Genomic DNA, 21,437 nt, shown 5'->3' on the forward strand with positions numbered 1-21,437 from the left:
TTCCATCCGTTCATCTTCCCTATTCCCCAGCAGGAGCTTTATATGTCTGTTAAAGATGTTGTCAAACTGATTGAAGAAAACGAAATACGTTTCGTTGATTTGCGCTTTACCGATACCAAAGGCAAACAGCACCACTTCACGATTCCCTCGCGCGTTGTTTTGGACGACCCCGAAGAATGGTTTGAAAACGGCCAAGCTTTCGACGGCTCGTCTATCGGCGGCTGGAAAGGCATACAGGCTTCCGACATGCAGCTGCGCCCCGACGCTTCCACCGCCTACATCGACCCCTTCTACGACGATGCCACCCTCGTTTTGACCTGCGATGTCATCGACCCCGCCAACGGCCAAGGCTACGACCGCGACCCGCGCTCCATCGCCCGCCGCGCCGAAGCCTACCTGAAATCTTCAGGCATCGGCGATACCGCGTTCTTCGGCCCCGAACCCGAATTTTTCGTGTTTGACGGCATCGAGTTTGAAACCCACATGCACAAAGCGCGCTTCGAAATCACTTCCGAAAGCGGCGCATGGAGCAGCGGCAAACACCTCGACGGCCAAAACACCGGCCACCGCCCCTTCGTGAAAGGCGGCTACGCCCCCGTTGCCCCCGTAGATGCCGGCCAAGACCTGCGTTCAGCCATGGTAAACGTGCTCGAAGAAATCGGCATTCCCGTTGAAGTGCACCACGCCGAAGTCGGCACCGGCACGCAAATGGAAATCGGCACCAAATTCAGCACTCTGCTGAAACGCGCCGACTGGACGCAAGACATGAAATATGTGATCTTGAACGTTGCCCACAATTTCGGCAAAACCGCCACCTTTATGCCCAAACCGCTGATGGGCGACAACGGCAGCGGCATGCACGTTCACCAATCCATTTGGAAAGACGGCCAAAACCTGTTTGCAGGCGACGGCTACGCCGGTTTGTCCGACACCGCCCTGTATTACATCGGCGGCATCATCAAACACGCCAAAGCCCTGAATGCGATTACCAACCCCTCCACCAATTCCTACAAGCGTTTGGTGCCGCACTTCGAAGCGCCGACCAAGCTGGCTTATTCCGCCAAAAACCGCTCGGCTTCCATCCGCATTCCGTCGGTAAACAGCAGCAAAGCCCGCCGCATCGAAGCGCGCTTCCCCGACCCGACCGCCAACCCCTACTTGTGCTTCGCCGCCTTGCTGATGGCAGGTTTGGACGGCATTCAAAACAAAATCCATCCGGGCGACCCTGCCGATAAAAACCTCTACGACCTGCCGCCTGAAGAAGACGCATTGGTGCCGACCGTGTGCGCTTCGCTCGAAGAGGCTTTGGAGGCATTGAAAGCCGACCACGAATTTCTGCTGCGCGGCGGCGTGTTCAGCAAAGACTGGATCGACAGCTACATTGCGTTTAAATCGGAAGATGTGAAACGCATCCGCATGGCGCCGCATCCGCTGGAATTTGAAATGTATTATTCGCTGTAATGCCGATACCAAAACGCCCCGAGCCGCCATGGTTCGGGGTGTTTTTGTTGGAACAACATAGATCGTGCTTGATCAACAGGCAACTCACTTGAGGCCGTCTGAAAAACTGATTAATTATTTTTCAGACGGCCTCAACATTCAACAACCCTGCCCCGATTGCTATTCCGCTTTTTGGAACAACGCAAAACCTTCCTGCTTATTACGCGGCCGCGCACCTTCCCAAATCAGGTTCCAGCCTGAAGGTGCGGCGCTGCCTTTGGGCTGTTGTACCAAACGGTAGCGGCAGTTTAGATTGTCGGTTTGCAGCGGCAGCGTGCCGTATTGCCGCCACACGATACGGGCGGTTTCAGCGCTGCCGCCCACGCCGATACATTGGCTGCCCTCGGAAACCGATTGCGCCAAGCCCGCAGGCAGTGCGGCTTCCATCTGCTTCACCACCGGCGCATGGCTTTTGGCCGCATCAAGCCACGGCAGAAACAGCGTCATCATCAATGCCCACACCAGCGTAACCCCTGCCGCCCAGTTGGTTACGGCTTGACGGCCGCGGATATGGCGGCGGGTAATCGCCCACAACCACACAGGCGTAAACAAAACTGCCACCACCATCGGCATAATGTCGATATCGGGCGTGTAATACGGGCTGAAATATTGCGAACGCTCCGCCAGTTTTGCCGGCCAGCCGTAATTCATGGCAAAAAAGCCTATCCACAGAAACACCGCAAACAGGCCGAAAGCCATAATGCCGAACCAATTGATAAACGCCGCCGCACCGCGGCGCAACGCGTCCAGCTTCGCCGCTCCGAGCAAAGCCAGCGGCGGCAGCAGCCAAATCAGGTGGTTGGCGTTGCGGTGCGGATTCAGTGCAAGCAGAACCAGCATCACTGCCAGCCATGCTACTGCAAGCACACCCCACTTTTCAGACGCAAGTTTGGTGCGCGTTGCCGTCCACACTGCCAAAGGCCACGCCGGGAAAGCGAACCACAGCAGGTTTTTCAGAAAATACGGCAGCGAAAAGGCCGTCTGAAAACCGTTTATGCCGCCGAACGGGCCGAATATATATTGACCCGTCCACAACCGGAACGCCGCCGCATCGGTTTTCGACAAGGCAAACAGATACACCGCCATCAACGGCAGCGCAAAACACAACGCGCCGACCAAAGTCAGGTAATAACGCTTAAACCGCCACAACGGGCTAACAGGCAAAGCCAGCGCCAACAGCATCAGCGCAACGGGAAGCAGCAAACCGGCCGAAGTAAACAGCAACGCCCAGCCGCCGCCAAGCAGCAGCGATGCCATAATCACGCGCGTCTGCACCAAAGCGAAGCCATACAAGCACATACCGAGCGCGGCAAACACCACGGCATAGCCGCCGAGGAAGTGCGCCATCGTTACCAAGCCCGCACAGCCGATCAGAATCAATGCCACGCTGCGACCCTGATGTCGGCCCAAAAAGCGGAACCCCGCCTTGCCGCAGCACACCAGCCCGACCGCCGTAAACAATACGCTGGCAAAGCGGGAAGCCGAATAAGCATCCGCCCAATGGGGAGCCAGCAGTTTTTGAAACCCGGCCGCCACCCAAATATAAACGGGCGATATTTCGAAATAAGGTTTGCCCAGCACCTCGGGCAGCCATGTTTTACCGCCGTTTAAAAAAGATTCGACGGCCGTAAACACCGCCGGTTCGGCAGGATTCCACAAATCGCGCGAAAAAATGCCCGGCCACAGCCACGCAAATGCCAGCAACAGCAAAAGCCACGGTTTTTCTCGAGAAGCAGCGGGAGAACGGGATTCGGGCGGAGTGTAGGTCAACATGGGAAAACAAACGAAAAATAAATTGCGCTAAGTGTAACAAATTACCGCACCGGCTTGTAAACCGAATACGGGCGGCACGTTCCGACAACACGGTTTCAGGCAGGACAAGGCCGTCTGAAAGCAGGTTTTCAGACGGCTTTATCCTGCTTTTCTCACAGCAAACAGGCAAGCGGTTAAGTTGGCAGGCCATATCCGCTACAATACCGCTTCATTACCACTCGCCCTTTCCCGTTATGAAATCTCTGTTTGCCTTATTGCTGCTTCTGCCCGCCGCCTACGTTTCCGCCGCACACGGTTTGGCATTGGGTCAGCCCGTGCTCCATCCCGCCGGTTTCCAATCGTTTCACTATGTGAACCCCAACGCCCCCAAAGGCGGCACGTTTACCATGCCCCTGTCCGGCGGATTCGACACGCTCAACCCGTTTACCCTCAAAGGCGACCACGAATCAGGCATTACCACACTCACACTCGACACCCTGCTCGAAAAAGGCATGGACGAACCCTTTGCCATGTACGGCCTACTGGCGGAAGACGTGTCGCTCGCTTCAGACGGCCTCTCCGTTACCTTCAAGCTCCACCCCAAAGCCCGCTTCCACAACGGCGACCCTGTGCTGGCCAAAGACGTAGCCGCTTCGTTTAACACATTGGTCAAAGACCCCGCCGCCGCACCAATGTATAAATTCTACTGGGCAGACGTTGCCCGCGTAGATACCCCCGATGCCCGCACGGTCGTGTTCCGATTCAAAAAGCGCAACGCCGAACTGCATTTGATTTTGGGCCAGCTGCCCGTGTTTTCACATAAAAGCTACCCTAAAGGATTGGCCGCCGCGCCCAACACCCCGCCGGTCGGCTCCGGCCCCTACCGCCTGAGCAAAACCGAAAACGGCCGTTTGAGCGAATTTGTGCGCGACAAACACTACTGGGCGCAAAACCTGCCTACGCGCAAAGGCCGGTATAACTTCGACACCGTGCGCTTCAAATACTACAAAGACGAAAGCGTACGGCTCGAAGGCATCAAAGGCGGCCAATACGACTTCATGCAGGAAAACGTCGCCCGCAACTGGGCGCGCGGCTATTCCGATACCGTCTTGAGCAAACGCAACCTGCGCAAACACGAATGGAAACAAAACAATACCGCCGGTATGCAGGGCTTTGTGATGAACCAACGCCGCAAACCGTTCGACAACATTCTCGTCAGGCAGGCATTGGTAGAGAGCTTCGACTTTGAAAGTATCAACGCGCGTATGTTTTACGGCGCATACCGCCGCAGCAACAGCTTCTTTACCAACGGCGAAACCGCTGCACGCGGCAAGCCCGAAGGCATGGAACTCGCCCTGCTGGAGAAAGTACGCCCACACCTGCCCGCCGCAGTATTCGACCAAAACGTGCCCGAACCTCCGGTTACCGACCCCGTATTAGGCGTGCGCCCCAACCTGCTCAAAGCCCGCGCACTGTTGGAAAAAGCAGGCTACCGCTACCATCAAGGCGTATTGAAAGACGCGCAAGGCAAGCCGCTGGTGATCGAATTTCTCTCCCCCGGCAAAACCTACGAACGCATTACCGCCAAATGGCAGCGCGACTTGACCAAAATCGGCATCCGCATGAACGTGCGCTTGGCCGACCAGTCTGTATTTCAAAAACGTATGAACGATTTTGATTTCGACATGACCATCGTGGTTTATGGCAACAGCGAAAGCCCCGGCAACGAACAAGCCAACTATTTCAGCTGCGCCGCCGCCCAAACCAAAGGCAGCAACAACTGGGCAGGCGTCTGCTATCCCGCCGTAGAAGCCTTGCTGAAACATTTCGAACACTTCGAAAGCCGCGCCGAACTCGTGGCCGCTTCCCGCGCACTCGACCGCGTGATGCGCCACCAATACATCATCATACCCAACTGGTACAGCGACAGACACCGCGTGGTTTACCGTGATGATTTCAAAGTGCCCGAACGCCATCCCAAATACTACCAAGCGATAGAATGGGCGTTAACTGCCGGCTGGATACAGCGCTGACACAAAAGCAGGCCGAGACCTTTGCCCCCATCTGCGGCGCATTTCTGCGTTGCGCGCTGCTCGCTCGTTTGCCTATCTATACGATATGTCTGCACTCGCTGTGCTGCTACGCCTTGAACTGTATCCACATCTGAGGGTTTTGCGAAGGTCTCTGGCCGTCTGAAAATTTCGTTTGTTGGGTTTTGGCGAAACTTACAAACCTTACTTTCAGACGGCATCAAACTTGTTCAGGCCTTTATCTGAATGGTGCAAAAATTTCAGGCCGTCTGAAATGATTTCAGACGGCCTGAGCGTTTGATAAAAGTTTTTAGTCTGTAAATTTCTTGAATACCAAAGTGCCGTTGGTACCGCCGAAACCGAACGAGTTGGAAATCGCCACGTCGATTTTCAGATCGCGGGCTTCGTTGGCGCAGTAATCCAAATCACAACCGGATTCAACGTCTTGCTCGAAAATATTGATGGTCGGCGGAGATTTTTGGTTGTGCACCGCCAACACGCTGTACACCGCTTCCACGCCGCCGGCCGCACCCAGCAAGTGGCCGGTCATCGACTTGGTGGAGTTCACCACCACTTTGTAGGCATGGTCGCCCAAAGCCAGTTTCAAGGCGTTGGTTTCGTTGGCATCGCCCAGCGGAGTGGAAGTACCGTGGGCATTCACATAATCGACATCGGTAGGGTTCAAACCGGCATCTTTCAGCGCACGGGTAACCGCCAGTGCCGGGCCTTCTACGTTAGGCGCGGTAATGTGGAAGGCATCGGAACTCATGCCGAAACCGACCAGCTCGGCATAAATTTTGGCACCGCGTTTTTTGGCGTGCTCCAATTCTTCCAACACCAGAATACCGGCACCTTCGCCCATCACGAAACCGTCGCGGCCTTTATCCCACGGGCGGGAAGCAGTGGCGGGGTCGTCGTTGCGGGTTGAAAGGGCTTTCATGGCCGCAAAGCCGCCCATGCCGAGCGTACAAACCGCGCCTTCGGCACCGCCTGCAATCATCACGTCGGCATCGCCGTATTTAATCATGCGGGCGGAATCGCCGATGGAGTGGGCACCGGTGGTACAGGCGGAAACCATGCCGTAGCTGGGGCCGCGGTAGCCTTTGAGAATGGTAACGTGGCCTGCGATCAGGTTGATCAGCGAACCGGGGATAAAGAAGGGGTTGATTTTGCGGGCACCGGTTTCCATCACGCTTTTGCCGGTAGCCTCGATGCTGGGCAAACCGCCGATGCCCGAACCGATGTTCACGCCGATGCGGTCTTTATCGAGACCCTCTACATCGTCCAAGCCCGAATCGGCAATAGCTTGCAAGGCGGCGGCTATGCCGTAATGAATAAATACGTCCATGCGGCGGGCTTCTTTGGGGCTGATGAATTCGCCGATGTCGAAGCCTTTTACTTCGCCTGCAATTTGGCAGCTGATATCGGATGCGTCGAAACGGGTAATGGTGCCGATACCGCTTTTCCCGGCCAAGAGGTTGCTCCAGGCTGCGGCAATGTCGTTGCCTACGGGCGATACCTGCCCCAAACCTGTGATGACGACTCTTCGCTGACTCATAATGTTCTCGCTTTATGGGGTTAGACGTCTGCCGCCCGCTGTCGAAACGGAGGCAGGCCGTCTGAAACCGTGTTTATAAAAGTTTATAAAAGTCTGATAAGGCAAAAAGCCTCTGTTGGCAGGCAAAGCCGCAGCAGAGGCTGATTCATTTTATACCAGCGCAATCGGAAATTAGGCGCTGTGTGATTGGATGTAGTCGATAGCCAGTTGCACGGTAGTGATTTTTTCGGCTTCTTCGTCGGGGATTTCGCAACCGAAAGCTTCTTCCAGAGCCATTACCAATTCAACGGTATCCAAAGAGTCTGCACCCAGGTCGTCTTGGAAAGAAGATTCGTTTTTTACTTCGGCTTCGTTAACGCCCAGTTGTTCGGCAACAATTTTCTTAACTTGTTGTTCAATGTTTGACATGTCGGTCGGTCCTTATATGCCTTACGGCGGTTTTGAAAAAATTAAACTCGGTCGGATTGTACCGAATACTTTTAGAGTTTTCTATCGAAAAATGCAGCCTTGTGCATGTGTTTTAAACTGCATGGTGTTAGGCGGCATATTAGCATAGGCTTATTTTGAATCACAAGAGCCTTTTGGTTTCTGTTTAATTTCATTTATTTAGAATGCCGAACCTTGCAGTTTTCCGCTGGAAACACGCTGTTTTGCAAGATATGGGCATAGCGGTTTATACCGGGCGTGTTTGTTGCGAAACCGTTGTTTTCATACGGCCTATTGCTTTTTCTCTTCGTGCCGTTCCGTTCCGATGTAACGGTTTAGGAAGGCGAGAATGCAGGCAAATTCGGTTACGGATGCTTCCTGCGTGGTATTGCCGGTGTGCCCGCCGGAATCACCTGCATACAGCCATGCGGGTGTGCCGTTTTGCTTGAGTTTGGTGTAAAACTTGAGGGCATGGGCGGGGTGGACGCGGTCGTCGCTTAGGCTGGTGGTTATCAGGGCGGGCGGATAAGGGCGGCCGTCTGAAAGATTGTGATAGGGCGATAACTGCGTTAAGGCCGTCTGAAAAGCCGGGTCTTCGGGGTGGCCGTATTCATCAACCCAGCTTGAGCCTGCAGAGAGATAGGGGTAACGCAGCATGTCGGTTAAGGGCATTTCGCATACCATCGCTCCGAAGGCTTGGGGTTGGCGCACGAAGGCGGAGGCGACAATCAGGCCGCCGTTGCTGCCGCCCTGCAAGCCGATATGTTTGGGCGAACTGAGTCCGCGGCGGGTTAAGTCGTCGGTTACGGCAAGCAGGTCGTCCACGCTTTTGTGTTTGTGTGTGCCTTGCGCGGCCTGATGCCAGCTTGGCCCGAACTCGCCGCCGCCGCGTACGTTGGCCAGCACGAAGGCATTGCCGCGCTCGAGCCAGTATTTGCCGATGGTGCCCATGTAGTGCGGCAGTTCGGGCACGGCAAAGCCGCCGTACACATAAACAACCGTGGGTGTATCCGCGGTGCTGTTTTTGCCGACGTGGTAATAAGGTATGCGGGTGCCGTCGGCGGATTGGGCGTGAAATTGGCGCACTTGAATACCGTCGGCGTTGAATTGAACGGGCTGACGGCGCACCACAACCAGCTCCATCACACTAAGGTCGAGCGCAAACAGAGTCAGCGGGGTGGTGAAATCGCTGGCGGCTATGTAGATCACATCGCCGCCCCACGGCTGGTCGGACAATTCCAACGCGCCTTGCGGCAGATTGGGTAGGGTGACTTCGTGCCAGAGGCCGTCTGAAAAACGCCATGCTTTCAGACGGCCCGATACGTTGTCGAGCAGGCTGGCGACAACGAAACGCTTGGTGGTTTCAACGCTTTCCAGCGCTTGTGTTTCGTTTGGAGCGAACAGCAGTTGCGCCGCGCCGAGCGTGCCTTTGTTGAATTTTACCGCTACCAAGCTGCCGGCGGGATAACTTTGGTTGGCGCGTTTCCACTCGCTACGCAAGTGCAGCAAAAGCTGTCCGGCGAGATAGCCGGAAACTTCGCAGTCGGCAGGCAGGTTCAGCGGCAGGGTCTCGCCGTCGGCGGTTACTTGCAGATAGGTTTTGGTATAGAAGCCGTCTGAAGATTCGATTAGGTCGATTGGTGCGCCTTGGGCATCGAGGTAACGCCATGCGCTGACCATCATGCCGTCTGAATCCATGCGGTAAACGGGTGTGCTTTCTTCAAAGCTTTGGCCGCGTTCCACCAACCACACTTCGCGCGGATAGCCCGCTTGGGTGGTTTGGCGTTCGTCCCACGCGGGGCAAACCCACACGCTGTTTTCGTCGCGCCACGAGATGTGGTTTTTGCCGGCGGGAAAGTGGAAACCGCCTTCGACGATTTTGCCGGTGTCCAAATCAAATTCGAGCGTGTAGGCCGTATCGCCGCCCGCGCGGCTTAAGTTGAGCAAAACCATATTGGGCTTTTCGACATAATGCGATACGCCGCCGAGATACACGTCGTCGCCGAGAATGTCGTCGAAATCGGCCACCGAAAACAGATTGTGCCAATCGGGATAGCCGGAGCGGTAAGACGCCGCCGTACACACCTGATAAACGCCTTTGGGGTATTCGTCGTCTTGATGGAAATGATACATGCGGGCGCGGTGTTCTTGGCAAAACGCAATCTGACGCGGGTCTTGCAACTGCTTCACCATATCGGCCACGGTGCGCGCGAAGGCTTCTCCATCGGTAAATTGTGCTTGGGTTTCGGCATGGGCATCGGCCGCGAATTGCTGCGTAGCGGCGGAATCGAGGTCTTCCAGATAAAGATAAGGGTCGTGCATGGTGGGCAGGCCGTCTGAAAAAAATCGGCATTATAGTCAAATATTTCAGCCTTCACTATGCCCGCACCCATCGTTTCAGACGGCCTCTGCACCTCCTGCCCGCTCTGCCGGACAAAAAACCGCATCCGGTAATATTGAGTGGTTTTTCAAGGCTTACTATATAATACGGTTTTGACTACTCTGTTTTAGAATGACCTTATGGACATTGAAACCAAACGCCTGCACACACAATCCATGCTCGATAACGCCGAAATTCTGTTCGGCGAAGACGCCTGCCGCCGCGAACTTTTGCGCCTGGCCGGAGAAATCACCGAAGACTTGGGCGGCAAATATCCGCTGATTCTGCCCGTGATGGGCGGTGCCGTAGTATTTACCGGCCAGCTTCTGCCGCTGCTGCACTTTCCGCTGGATTTCGACTATGTGCACGTTTCCCGCTACGGCGACAAACTCAAGGGCGGCAATTTCAACTGGTTGCGCGCGCCCCAAGAAAGCGTGGCCGGCCGCCATGTGCTGATTCTCGACGACATTCTCGACGAAGGGCACACCATGGCCGCCATCAAACAGCAGGTATTGGATTTAGGCGCCGCATCCTGCTCCACCGCCGTTTTCGCCAACAAACTGATCGACAAAGAAAAACCGATTGCCGCTGACTATATCGGCATCAACGTACCCAACCGCTATGTGTTCGGTTACGGCATGGATGCCGCAGGCGCATGGCGCAATCTGGGCGCGGTTTACGCCTTGCGCGATACACAAGAATAAAACCGCACAGGCCGTCTGAACCGCTTTTCAGACGGCCTGCCCACCGCTTCAACAGGAACACACATGATAGGCCTACTGATTATTACCCACGAAGCCATAGGTGAAGCCTACCAAAGCCTTGCCCGCCACTTCTTTTTCGGCCAAACGCCCGAAAACATCCGTATTCTCGGCGTACATACCGACGAAGACCACGAAAGCATCATCAACCGCGCCCAACAGATGGTGGCAGACCTGCACTGCGTAGAAGGCGTGCTGATCATGACCGATATTTTCGGCGCCACCCCCTGCAACGCCGCCCGCCAACTGGTCGAAAGCGGCAAAACCGCCATGCTCACCGGCCTGAACGCGCCGATGATGATTAAAGCAGCCAACTACTCGCCCACGGCCACCGACTTGGCCGCATTTGCCCGCTCCGTGAAAGAGGCCGCCATCAGCGGCATTATCGACATCACCGAACCGCCCGAAGGATTACCCGTATGCTGAAACAGTCAGTCGAAATCATCAACAAACTCGGCCTGCACGCCCGCGCCTCCAGCAAATTCACCCAAACCGCCGGCCAGTTCCAAAGCGAAGTATGGGTCAGCCGCAACGGCAAACGCGTCAACGGCAAAAGCATCATGGGCTTAATGATGCTGGCCGCCGCCAAAGGCACGGTTGTCGAACTGGAAACCGACGGTGCCGACGAAGCCGCCGCCATGCAGGCATTGGTCGATTTGATTAACGACTATTTCGGCGAAGGCGAATGATATGTCTATCGTATTGCACGGCGTAAGCGCAGGCAAAGGCATCGCCATCGGCCGCGCCCACCTGATTACACGCGGCATGAACGAAGTGCCGCAATATGATTTGGACGAAACGGAAGTGGCAGCGGAAACCGCACGCTTCGATGCCGCCGTCAAAGCCACCCGCAAAGAACTCGAACAGCTGCGCAGCGCCATTCCCGAAAACGCCCCCACCGAATTGGGTGCGTTTATTTCGCTGCACCTGATGCTGCTTACCGATGTAACCCTTTCGCGCGAACCCGTCGATATTATCGAAGAGCAGCACATCAATGCCGAATGGGCATTGAAACTGCAAACCGACAAACTGGCCGCCCAATTCGACGAAATCGACGATGCCTACCTGCGCGCCCGCAAACAAGACATGCTGCAAGTCGTGGAACGCATCCACAACAATCTGGCCGGCCAAGGCAACGAACTTACCCTCGACACCGACCTGCTCGAAGACACCGTGCTGGTAGCAAACGACATTTCCCCCGCCGACACCGTATTTTTCAAAGAACAGCGCGTTACCGCCTTCGTTACCGATGCCGGCGGCTCCACCAGCCATACCGCCATTCTCGGCCGCAGTCTCAACATTCCTTCCGTTATCGGCCTGCACAACGCCCGCAAACTCATCAGCGAAAACGAATGGGTGGTGGTAGACGGCATCAACGGCATTCTCATCATCAACCCCGATGAAACCGTGCTGGCCGAATACCGCGCACGCGCACGCGAATACCGCGCACGCACCCGCGAACTGAACAAAATCAAAAAAACCGCCGCCACCACCGAAGACGGTGTCAATATCGAACTGCTCGCCAATATCGAATCGGCCGACGACATCAAATCGGTACACAACATGGGTGCCGACGGCGTCGGCCTGTTCCGCAGCGAATTTCTCTATCTCAACCGCGACACCATGCCGTCTGAAGACGAGCAATACGAGGTATACAGCCATTTCGTCAAAAAACTCAAAGGCAAAAGCCTGACCATCCGCACCGTAGATTTGGGCGTAGACAAAAACCCGCGCTGGTTCGGCCAAAACGGCACACCCAACGGCAGCACCAACCCCGCACTCGGCCTCACCGGCATCCGCCTGTGCTTGGCCGAACCGGTGATGTTCCGCACCCAAATGCGCGCCATCCTCCGCGCCGCCGTGCACGGCCCCGTTAAAATGATGTGGCCGATGATCACCTCTATCACCGAACTCAAACAATGCCTGATTCACCTCGAAACCGCCCAAAGGCAGCTTAGCGAGCGCGACGAACCTTTCGGCGAAATATCGGTCGGCTGCATGATCGAAATCCCCTCTGCGGCACTCACCGTAGGCAGCCTGCTCAAGCACGTCGATTTTATTTCCATCGGCACCAACGACCTGATCCAATACACTTTATCGGTTGACCGCGGCGACGATGCCGTCAGCTACCTTTACCAACCCGCACACCCCGCGGTGCTCAAACTCATCCAGCACGTCATCCGCACCGCCAACCGCATGGGCAAAACCGTGTCGGTGTGCGGCGAAATGGCCGGCGACACCACCTTTACCCGCCTGCTGCTCGGCATGGGCTTACGCCGTTTTTCCATGAACACCAACAACCTGCTGTCGGTAAAAGACATCGTTTTACACAGCAACACCATGGATTTGGAAAACGAAACCGCCCGCCTGATGCGCAACGAAGACCCTGAAAAAGTGGAAAAACTTTTGAAAAACATGAATAAAGAAGAAGAGGCGGAAAATCTTGCCAAATAGAGACCAATCAACTCACAGCCTTTTTGAGGCCGTCTGAAAAAGGCGACAACAAGCCGGCATACAAAAAAACGGGCGGATCAATCATCCGCCCGTTTTCACATGCCAAATTCCAAGCAAACCGCTTTTAAAAAAGCCAAAATCCGGCTGCTTCATCAATCTTCGTCTTTACGCCGCACCAGCAACACCGGAATATCCGACTTACGCACCACACCTTCGGCAACCGATCCCATCAGCAAGTGCATCAAACCCGAAAAGCCGTGCGTACCCATCGCAATCAAGTCGCAACGCTCTATGCCGGCCTGCTCAATCAGCAGATCGGCAATCTTATCGCCCGCACTTTCCATAATCAGGCCATCATGCTCCACGCCCAGCCCGTCCAGCTCTTGCTTGGCACGCTCCAACACTTTCACCCCCGCTTCTTCCACCGCCTTGCGCACGGCAGCGGCATCGGTATATCCCGGCGCACCCCAATTGAATTGACCTAAGTCCACCACATGCACAGCCAACACGACTGCACCAAGCTGCTTGGCCAGTTTGCCCGCTTCTTTCAAAGCATACAAAGAAGCCGTACTGTCATCTACGGGAACCATAATACGTTGATACATCGCTAACCTCCTCGGATTGTGGAAAAACGCTGTTGTTTTGCGGCATGAAACCTTTATAACATACTGACCTGCGCCAAGCATTTAAGTTGCGCCGTTTTTGCTTTATTTATTGTTTTGTATCAAATCTGCACAAGTTTGTTCAAACCTGCTTGCCAAGCGGTTTTTCAAAGCAGGGCAACCTGAAACTTTGCGCCCAAAATTATAGGGAAGTGCCAGGCACAGCAGAGCGAGCGCAGACTATCATATAGCCAAGCACACAGCGCAAAAATCCGCAGGCAGATAGGTTTTTATAAAAGTCTCAGGCCGTCTCAGGCCGTCTGAATACAACAAAAGCCGTACCGAACATACGTTCAGACGGCCTTTCGGATACTTCTGCCGCAAACATTATTCTTGCGGCACATAACCCTGCACTTGGTCGGCACCCTCGCCGAAAAAATAATTTTCCATCTGCTGCGCCAAATACTCGCGCGCGCGCGGGTCGGCCAAACTCAAACGGTTTTCATTAATCAACATCGTTTGATGGCGCGTCCAAGCGTCCCACGCTTCTTGCGACACATTTTCAAAAATACGCTTACCCAAAGCATTGGGCAGCGGCGCAAATTTCATACCGGGGGCTTCCTTGCCCAACTTGATGCAGTGAACCATACGAGTCATATCGGTTTCCTTGATTCCAATGTTTCAGACGGCCCCGATTGTAGCCGAGCCAAATAGGTTTGTATATCGCACCCCGCCCAAACCGTCTGCAACGAAGTTTGAAAAAATTGCGGTAAAATACGCCGACAGTCTCAAACATCCCGAATCCGGCCGCAACACAGCCGCCACCCGGTGTTGAGTATACATACAGAAACCTTTGCCAAACCCTCGAATGTGGATGCAGTTCAAGGCGCAGCCGCGCAGCGGGTGCAGCACATCATACAAATAAGTAAACAAGCTGGCGGCGCACAACATAGAAATGCGCCGCAGACGAAAGTTCTGTAAAGGTCTCATACAGTATAAGGAACAACCATGACACACTCGCGCCGCACCATTCTCGACTGGTGCGATGAAACCCTGCAAACCGATTTATTCAAAGACTACACCCCCAACGGCCTGCAAATCGAAGGCCGCAGCGAAATCCGCAAAATCGTTACCGCCGTTACCGCCAGCCGCGCAGCCTGCGACTACGCCGTCAAACAGCAGGCAGACATGCTGCTGGTGCACCACGGCATGTTTTGGAAAAGCGAACCCGCCACCATTACCGGCTGGAAAAAAGACCGCATCGCCACCCTGCTCAAACACGAAATCAACATGGCAGGCTACCATCTGCCGCTCGATGCCCACCCCGAACTGGGCAACAACGCCCGTTTGGCCAAACTTATGGACTGGACGACCGAACGCCGCTTCGGCGAACAAAACCTGTTAAATGCAGGCCGTCTGAACACACCCAAAACACTCGGCGAACTCAGCGCAAAGCTGCATCAGAAACTCGGTCGCAAACCCGTTGCCATAGGCGATGAAACCCGCATCATCGAAAACATCGTTTGGTGCACGGGCGGCGCACAGGGCTTTTTTCAGACGGCCATAGACGAAGGTGCCGACGCCTACATTACCGGAGAAATTTCAGAAGCACAGTTTCATCTGGCCAACGAAACCGGCACCGCGTTCATCAGTGCCGGACACCACGCCACCGAGCGTTACGGCATACAGGCTCTGGGAGAAGCCATAGCCGCAACATTCGGTATCGAAACCGTATTTTTTGACGAACAAAACCCCGCATAAAATCAAAAAATACTCCAAAATTTTTACCTTATTTTAAATAACTCTTTAAGTATCCCCATAAAATCAGGTAGAATTAAAGAGTTTAATGGCTCGGTATTCCCCCTAATTAGGATGACTGAATAATGGAAAATCAAGAAATCAATCAAAGCCGCCGCCGCTTTCTGACGCTGGCGACCGCCGGTGCGGGCGGAGTGGCCGCTTTAGGCGTAGCCACACCGTTTCTTGCCAGCTTTTTCCCATCGGAAAAAGCCAAGGCAGCCGGTGCGCCGGTTGAAGTGGATGTCAGCAAAATCGAAGCCGGTCAGTTGGTTACAGCTGAATGGCAAGGCAAACCCATTTGGGTGCTGAACCGCACCGAAAAGCAGCAGAAAGATTTGGCCTCACTCAACGGCGCAGTAGCCGACCCCAATTCCGAAGTAGAACAGCAGCCCGAATACTGCAAAAACGAAATGCGCTCCATCAAGCCCAATATTTTCGTTGCCATCGGCATCTGCACGCACTTGGGCTGCTCGCCCACTTTCCGCCCCGACGTTGCTCCGGCCGACTTGGGCGCAGATTGGAAAGGCGGTTTCTTCTGCCCGTGCCACGGTTCCAAATTCGACTTGGCAGGCCGCGTATATAAAGGCGTACCCGCACCTACCAACCTGATTATTCCGCCCTACAAATACCTGAGCGACACCACCATTTTGGTAGGCGACGACAAATAAAGGGACTTATCATGGCAAACCAAACCAATAATGAAAATAAATCATTGTTAGGCTGGGTGGACGCACGTTTCCCTTTGTCTAAAATGATGAAAGAGCACGTAACCGAGTATTACGCGCCCAAAAACTTCAACTTCTGGTATTTCTTCGGCTCGCTGGCCATGCTGGTACTGGTGATTCAAATCGTCAGCGGTATTTTCCTGACTATGAATTACAAGCCCGACGGCAACCTGAACTCATACCACCTGCCCGCCGCCTTTACCGCCGTAGAATACATCATGCGCGACGTATCGGGCGGCTGGATTATCCGCTACATGCACTCCACCGGCGCATCCATGTTCTTCGTTGTGGTCTATCTGCACATGTTCCGCGGCCTGATCTACGGCTCATTCAAAAAACCGCGCGAATTGGTGTGGGTATTCGGCTCGTTGATTTTCTTGGCTTTGATGGCAGAAGCATTTATGGGTTATCTGCTGCCTTGGGGTCAAATGTCGTTCTGGGGCGCACAGGTAATTATTAACCTGTTTGCCGCCATTCCCGTTATCGGCCCCGATTTATCCACTTGGATCCGAGGCGACTTCAACGTATCCGACGTTACCTTGAACCGTTTCTTCGCTCTGCACGTTATCGCCGTACCACTGGTATTGGTCGGCTTGGTGGTTGCCCACCTGATTGCCCTGCACGAAGTAGGCTCCAACAACCCCGACGGCGTAGAAATCAAAAAACTCAAAGACGAAAACGGTATTCCGTTAGACGGCATTCCGTTCCATCCTTACTACACCGTTAAAGATATTTTGGGCGTAGTGGTATTCCTGATCGTATTCTGTGCCATCATGTTCTTCGCTCCCGAAGGCGGCGGTTACTTCTTGGAAGCACCCAACTTCGACCCGGCAAACCCCCTGAAAACACCTGCGCACATCGCGCCGGTATGGTATTTCACACCGTTCTACGCTATTTTGCGCGCGATTCCTTCGTTCTTCGGCACACAGGTTTGGGGCGTACTCGGCATGGGCGCAGCGGTTGTATTGATTGCCTTGCTGCCGTGGCTTGACCGCTCTCCGGTGAAATCCATCCGCTACCGCGGCCCAATTTTCAAAACCATGTTGGTATTGTTCATCATTTCCTTCATCGGCTTGGGCATTTTGGGTGCATTGGTAGCCACCGACACCCGCACCATCGTGGCTCGTATTCTGTCTTTCATTTACTTTGCATTCTTCTTGGGTATGCCGTTCTACACCAAAATGGACAAAGACCGCCCTGTTCCGGAGCGTGTCACCATGGGTACCAGCAAACAAAAACTGATGTTCTTTGTTTACGTGGCGATTACCGTGGTAGGTGCATACTTGTTTGCAACCAACATTTAATGAGGGCAGTGAAAATGAACAAAACACTGAAAAACTGGTTCGCTGCCTTATTGCTGGCAGCACCGATCAGTATGGCCGCAGCAGCAGGCGGTGGCGGCCACTATGAAAAAGTAGACATTGATTTGCGCGACCAAGTCAGCCTGCAACGCGGTGCCCAAATCTTTACCAACTACTGCTTATCGTGCCACTCTGCTACCGGCATGCGCTTTAACCGTTTGCAAGATATCGGCTTGAGCGAAGAGGAAATCAAGAAAAACTTGATGTTCACTACCGACAAAGTAGGCGACGTGATGCAGTCGGCCATGAATCCTAAAGACGGCGCAAAATGGTTTGGTGCTGAACCGCCCGATTTGACCCTGATTGCCCGTTCACGTGGTGCCGATTACCTGTATGCCTACATGCGCGGCTTCTATAAAGACCCGACCCGCCCTACCGGCTGGAACAACACCGTGTTTGATAAAGTAGGTATGCCGCATCCGCTGTGGCAACAACAAGGCGTACAGGCCGTCGAGTTGGATGCAAAAGGCCAACCGGTCATGGTAAAAGACGAACACGGCAACATGGTTCCCAAACTTTATTGGGAATCTACCGGTCTGCAAACCCGCCGTTTGGCCAACGGAAAAGTCATTACCAAAGAATATGACGAATATGCCCGCGATTTGGTGAACTATCTGGTTTACATGGGCGAACCTGCCCAGTTGCAACGCAAACGCACGGGTTATATCGTGATGATTTTCTTGCTGGCAGTGATGTTGCCTTTGGCTTACTTCCTGAAAAAAGAATACTGGAAAGACGTTCATTAATCTCTTTTCCGCACATGAAAAGGCAAAACCCATTGGTTTTGCCTTTTTTATTTTTCGCCCGCAATCAAGATTGCCAACATAAAAAGACCTTTGCAAAACAGCCGTCTGCGGCTTGCTGCCTTGCATTAAAAATATATTGATAGACTATGCCCAACATATCTCAAAAAAACAGAAACATTCCGGTTTATCCACAGCAGATTCCCAACAAAAAATTTTTCCAACCGTTTTGTTCGGCACGGCTTGAATAAGCTTTCAGACGGCCTTATATAAAGCACCATTCACATCTTATCTATACAGGATAATCCACATGAGCGAACACAACCCCGTTACAGAAACAGAAGAAGCAGTAGAATCGGTTGAAACCATTGAAACTGAAACCGAGCAAACAGAAGAAGTGCAGGAAAAACCTTCTTACGAAGATTTGGAAGCCAAAATCGCCGAACTTGAAAGCACCCTCAAAAACGAACAGCTGCGCGGTTTGGCCAACGAACAAAATTTGCGCCGCCGCCATCAGGAAGAGCTGCAAGCCGCACACAAATTTGCAGGTCAGAAATTTGCTTCCGAAATGCTGCCGGTTAAAGATTATCTGGAAATGGCCCTACTCGACCAAAGCGGTAATTTCGACGCCTTGAAAATGGGCGTACAGATGACTTTGAACGAGCTGAATAAAGCATTCGAGCATACCCAAATTACCGAAATCAATCCCCAACCGGGTGAAAAACTCGATCCCCACCACCACCAAGCCATGCAGATGGTGGAAAGCGAACAAGAACCAAATACCATTGTGAGCGTTATGAAAAAAGGCTACCAACTTGCCGACCGCGTGTTGCGCCCTGCCATGGTTACGGTTGCCCAAAATAAAGGCAACGAGAACTGATTATTTGCATGGCACATGTTTTCAGACGGCCTGCATCAATACAGGCCGTCTGAAAACATTATCTGTGGATAAGTAAATCAAGCACTTGAATTAAAAATAATTATTTAGCCAAAAAAATTAAACGGCAACACTTGAAAAGTGAAAAATCCGCCTTATTTACGAATCCGACAGGGGAAAGATTCCCCACCAAGTTTAAGTTTCAAACATTATTCTATTTGATCTATTTGAATTGAAAAAATTTCTAAGGAGCAAAACATATGGCAAAAGTAATCGGTATCGACTTAGGTACAACCAACTCATGTTTGGCTATTTCTGAAAACGGCCAAACCAAAGTAATCGAAAACGCCGAAGGCGCACGCACCACACCGTCTATCATCGCCTACCTCGACGGCGGCGAAATTTTGGTCGGCGCACCCGCCAAACGCCAAGCCGTTACCAACCCGAAAAATACCATTTATGCCGCCAAACGTTTGATCGGCCATAAATTCGAAGACAAAGAAGTACAAAAAGACATCGACCTGATGCCTTTCGAAATCGTTAAAGCCGCCAACGGCGACGCATGGGTGAAAGCACAAGGCAAAGAATTGTCTCCGCCCCAAGTTTCCGCCGAAGTATTGCGCAAAATGAAACAAGCCGCCGAAGCCTACTTGGGCGAGCCGGTAACCGAAGCCGTGATCACCGTACCGGCCTACTTTAACGACAGCCAACGCCAAGCCACCAAAGATGCAGGCCGCATCGCAGGTTTGGATGTTAAACGCATCATCAACGAGCCGACTGCCGCAGCCTTGGCTTTCGGTATGGATAAAAACACCACCGGCGACCGCAAAATTGCCGTTTACGACTTGGGCGGCGGTACATTCGATATTTCCATCATCGAAATCGCCGATGTAGACGGTGAAAAACAATTCGAAGTATTGGCCACCAACGGTGACACCTTCTTGGGTGGCGAAGACTTCGACCAACGCCTGATCGACTACATCATTGCCGAGTTCAAAAAAGAACAAGGCATTGATCTGAAACAAGACGTGATGGCCTTGCAACGCCTGAAAGAAGCGGCCGAAAAAGCCAAAATCGAATTGTCCAGCGGCCAACAAACCGAAGTTAACCTGCCGTACATCACCATGGATGCCACCGGCCCGAAACACTTGGCAATGAAAATCACCCGTGCCAAATTCGAGAGCTTGGTTGAAGACTTGATCGAACGCTCTATCGAGCCTTGCCGCGTAGCCGTAAAAGATGCCGGCTTGAGCGTGGGCGACATCGACGACGTGATTTTGGTGGGCGGTCAAAGCCGTATGCCGAAAGTGCAAGAAGCCGTTAAAGCCTTCTTCGGCAAAGAACCGCGTAAAGACGTAAACCCCGACGAAGCCGTGGCTTTGGGCGCAGCGATCCAAGGCGAAGTATTGGGCGGCGGTCGCAGCGACGTATTGCTGCTCGACGTAACCCCGCTGTCGCTCGGTATCGAAACCATGGGCGGTGTGATGACCAAACTCATCAACAAAAACACCACCATTCCGACCAAAGCGTCGCAAGTGTTCTCAACTGCCGAAGACAACCAAAGCGCAGTAACTATCCACGTACTGCAAGGCGAACGCGAACGCGCTTCTGCCAACAAATCGCTGGGTAACTTCAACTTGGGCGACATCGCACCGGCACCGCGCGGCATGCCGCAAATCGAAGTAACTTTCGATATTGACGCCAACGGTATCCTGCATGTGTCTGCCAAAGACAAAGGCACCGGCAAAGAAGCGAAAATTACCATCCAAGGTTCTTCAGGTTTGAGCGAGGAAGAAATCGAACGCATGGTAAAAGACGCCGAAGCCAATGCCGAAGAGGATAAAAAACTGACCGAACTCGTATCTTCACGCAACCAAGCCGAAGCTCTGATCCACTCAGTGAAAAAATCATTGGGCGAATACGGCGACAAACTGGATGCAGACGAAAAAGCGAAAATCGAAGATGCTTTGAAAGCCGCCGAAGAAGCTGTGAAAGGCGACGACAAAGCCGACATCGACGCTAAAGCCGAAGCATTGGGTGCAGCCAGCCAAAAACTGGGTGAAATGGTTTATGCCCAAGCGCAAGCCGAAGCCAACGGTGAGGCAGCCGGCCAACAAGCCGACAGCGGTGCCAAAGGCAACGACGATGTAGTGGATGCCGAGTTTGAAGAAGTGAAAGACAAAAAAGACTAAACCTGATCCAAGCCGTTTTCAGACGGCCTGATTGGAACCAAAAAGGACGCTGTTTCAGCGTCCTTTTTTGTTACCTGTTTAAACTAAAAAACAAACCAATACTGCTCAATCACTGCCCAAAACTACCTAAAAAATCAATTTCCCAGATTGGCCGCAAGCCTCAAACCATACAGACAACACACGGAATTGATTTTACAGAATCACCCTCCAGCCCCTTCAATCGCTTGCACACCATATTCTTTAAGTTAATCAAATCAATGCCGTCTGAAAATTCAG

General features: G+C 53.2%; 19 protein-coding genes. 13 read left to right on the forward strand and 6 right to left on the reverse strand.

Features of this window, described 5'->3' with window-relative positions; all coding sequences use genetic code 11:
• Positions 1–42 precede the first annotated feature (42 nt).
• Positions 43–1,461: a type I glutamate--ammonia ligase gene (gene glnA / locus LVJ88_RS10885; protein WP_085357683.1), complete on the forward strand. Its 1,419-nt coding sequence runs from the start codon at positions 43–45 to the stop codon at positions 1,459–1,461.
• A gap of 159 nt (positions 1,462–1,620) precedes the next feature.
• Here glnA and LVJ88_RS10890 read toward each other — a convergent pair whose 3' ends face one another.
• The gene (locus LVJ88_RS10890) at positions 1,621–3,273 is read right to left on the reverse strand and encodes an ArnT family glycosyltransferase (RefSeq protein ID WP_085417898.1); all 1,653 of its coding nucleotides are present in this window, start codon (positions 3,271–3,273) and stop codon (positions 1,621–1,623) included.
• 233 nt (positions 3,274–3,506) lie between these two features.
• Here LVJ88_RS10890 and LVJ88_RS10895 point away from each other — a divergent pair, with 233 nt between their 5' ends.
• Together LVJ88_RS10895 and LVJ88_RS10900 are read left to right on the forward strand one after the other, a co-directional pair.
• On the forward strand, positions 3,507–5,285 hold the full coding sequence (locus LVJ88_RS10895) for an extracellular solute-binding protein (protein ID WP_085417897.1): 1,779 nt from the start codon (positions 3,507–3,509) through the stop codon (positions 5,283–5,285).
• Complete coding sequence (locus tag LVJ88_RS10900) at positions 5,263–5,448, forward strand: lipoprotein signal peptidase (protein ID WP_085417896.1); 186 nt, start codon at positions 5,263–5,265, stop codon at positions 5,446–5,448. The genes LVJ88_RS10895 and LVJ88_RS10900 overlap by 23 nt, the downstream gene beginning before the upstream one ends.
• Positions 5,449–5,592: 144 nt before the next feature.
• Here LVJ88_RS10900 and fabF read toward each other — a convergent pair whose 3' ends face one another.
• From fabF to LVJ88_RS10915, 3 genes are all read right to left on the reverse strand, one after another.
• On the reverse strand, positions 5,593–6,840 hold the full coding sequence (fabF, locus tag LVJ88_RS10905) for a beta-ketoacyl-ACP synthase II (protein WP_085417895.1): 1,248 nt from the start codon (positions 6,838–6,840) through the stop codon (positions 5,593–5,595).
• A 171-nt stretch (positions 6,841–7,011) separates the two neighbouring features.
• Entirely contained in the window at positions 7,012–7,248 is a 237-nt protein-coding gene (gene acpP, locus LVJ88_RS10910) for an acyl carrier protein (RefSeq protein WP_054599558.1), read from the reverse strand.
• Positions 7,249–7,557: 309 nt separating this feature from the next.
• Positions 7,558–9,588, reverse strand: coding sequence for a prolyl oligopeptidase family serine peptidase (locus tag LVJ88_RS10915; RefSeq protein WP_416171743.1), 2,031 nt, complete (start codon positions 9,586–9,588; stop codon positions 7,558–7,560).
• Positions 9,589–9,786: 198 nt separating this feature from the next.
• Between LVJ88_RS10915 and LVJ88_RS10920 the strand changes: the two genes are divergently transcribed.
• The 4 genes from LVJ88_RS10920 to ptsP all read left to right on the forward strand — a co-directional run bounded on the left by LVJ88_RS10920 (position 9,787) and on the right by ptsP (position 12,861).
• A complete protein-coding gene (locus LVJ88_RS10920; protein ID WP_054599556.1) occupies positions 9,787–10,350 on the forward strand; it encodes a hypoxanthine-guanine phosphoribosyltransferase in 564 nt (187 codons plus the stop codon).
• Positions 10,351–10,413: 63 nt separating this feature from the next.
• Positions 10,414–10,833, forward strand: a complete 420-nt coding sequence (locus tag LVJ88_RS10925) for a PTS sugar transporter subunit IIA (protein ID WP_054599555.1) — start codon at positions 10,414–10,416, stop codon at positions 10,831–10,833.
• Positions 10,827–11,096 (forward strand): HPr family phosphocarrier protein, encoded by a 270-nt coding sequence (locus LVJ88_RS10930; RefSeq protein WP_054599554.1) that lies wholly within the window; start codon positions 10,827–10,829, stop codon positions 11,094–11,096. Before LVJ88_RS10925 ends, LVJ88_RS10930 begins: the two co-directional genes overlap by 7 nt.
• Position 11,097: 1 nt before the next feature.
• The gene (ptsP, locus tag LVJ88_RS10935) at positions 11,098–12,861 is read left to right on the forward strand and encodes a phosphoenolpyruvate--protein phosphotransferase (protein WP_085417893.1); all 1,764 of its coding nucleotides are present in this window, start codon (positions 11,098–11,100) and stop codon (positions 12,859–12,861) included.
• A gap of 152 nt (positions 12,862–13,013) precedes the next feature.
• Here ptsP and LVJ88_RS10940 read toward each other — a convergent pair whose 3' ends face one another.
• Both LVJ88_RS10940 and LVJ88_RS10945 read right to left on the reverse strand, forming a co-directional pair.
• Positions 13,014–13,466, reverse strand: coding sequence for a universal stress protein (locus LVJ88_RS10940; protein ID WP_085417892.1), 453 nt, complete (start codon positions 13,464–13,466; stop codon positions 13,014–13,016).
• 384 nt (positions 13,467–13,850) lie between these two features.
• Positions 13,851–14,120, reverse strand: coding sequence for an oxidative damage protection protein (locus LVJ88_RS10945; RefSeq protein ID WP_054599549.1), 270 nt, complete (start codon positions 14,118–14,120; stop codon positions 13,851–13,853).
• Between the two features lie 351 nt (positions 14,121–14,471).
• On the opposite strand from LVJ88_RS10945, the gene LVJ88_RS10955 reads away from it, so the two are divergent.
• The 6 genes from LVJ88_RS10955 to dnaK all read left to right on the forward strand — a co-directional run bounded on the left by LVJ88_RS10955 (position 14,472) and on the right by dnaK (position 21,161).
• A complete protein-coding gene (locus tag LVJ88_RS10955) occupies positions 14,472–15,224 on the forward strand; it encodes a Nif3-like dinuclear metal center hexameric protein (RefSeq protein WP_085417891.1) in 753 nt (250 codons plus the stop codon).
• Between the two features lie 122 nt (positions 15,225–15,346).
• The gene (gene petA / locus LVJ88_RS10960) at positions 15,347–15,931 is read left to right on the forward strand and encodes a ubiquinol-cytochrome c reductase iron-sulfur subunit (protein ID WP_054599547.1); all 585 of its coding nucleotides are present in this window, start codon (positions 15,347–15,349) and stop codon (positions 15,929–15,931) included.
• Positions 15,932–15,942: 11 nt separating this feature from the next.
• Entirely contained in the window at positions 15,943–17,292 is a 1,350-nt protein-coding gene (locus LVJ88_RS10965; RefSeq protein ID WP_085417890.1) for a cytochrome b, read from the forward strand.
• Positions 17,293–17,306: 14 nt separating this feature from the next.
• Positions 17,307–18,095, forward strand: coding sequence for a cytochrome c1 (locus LVJ88_RS10970; protein ID WP_198941562.1), 789 nt, complete (start codon positions 17,307–17,309; stop codon positions 18,093–18,095).
• 307 nt (positions 18,096–18,402) lie between these two features.
• Positions 18,403–18,972: a nucleotide exchange factor GrpE gene (grpE, locus tag LVJ88_RS10975; RefSeq protein ID WP_085417888.1), complete on the forward strand. Its 570-nt coding sequence runs from the start codon at positions 18,403–18,405 to the stop codon at positions 18,970–18,972.
• Between the two features lie 257 nt (positions 18,973–19,229).
• Positions 19,230–21,161, forward strand: coding sequence for a molecular chaperone DnaK (gene dnaK / locus LVJ88_RS10980; protein ID WP_085355639.1), 1,932 nt, complete (start codon positions 19,230–19,232; stop codon positions 21,159–21,161).
• Positions 21,162–21,437: the final 276 nt, after the last annotated feature.

The sequence above is a fragment of the Neisseria dumasiana genome, from assembly GCF_022870885.1.
GTDB classification, from domain to species: Bacteria; Pseudomonadota; Gammaproteobacteria; order Burkholderiales; family Neisseriaceae; genus Neisseria; species Neisseria dumasiana.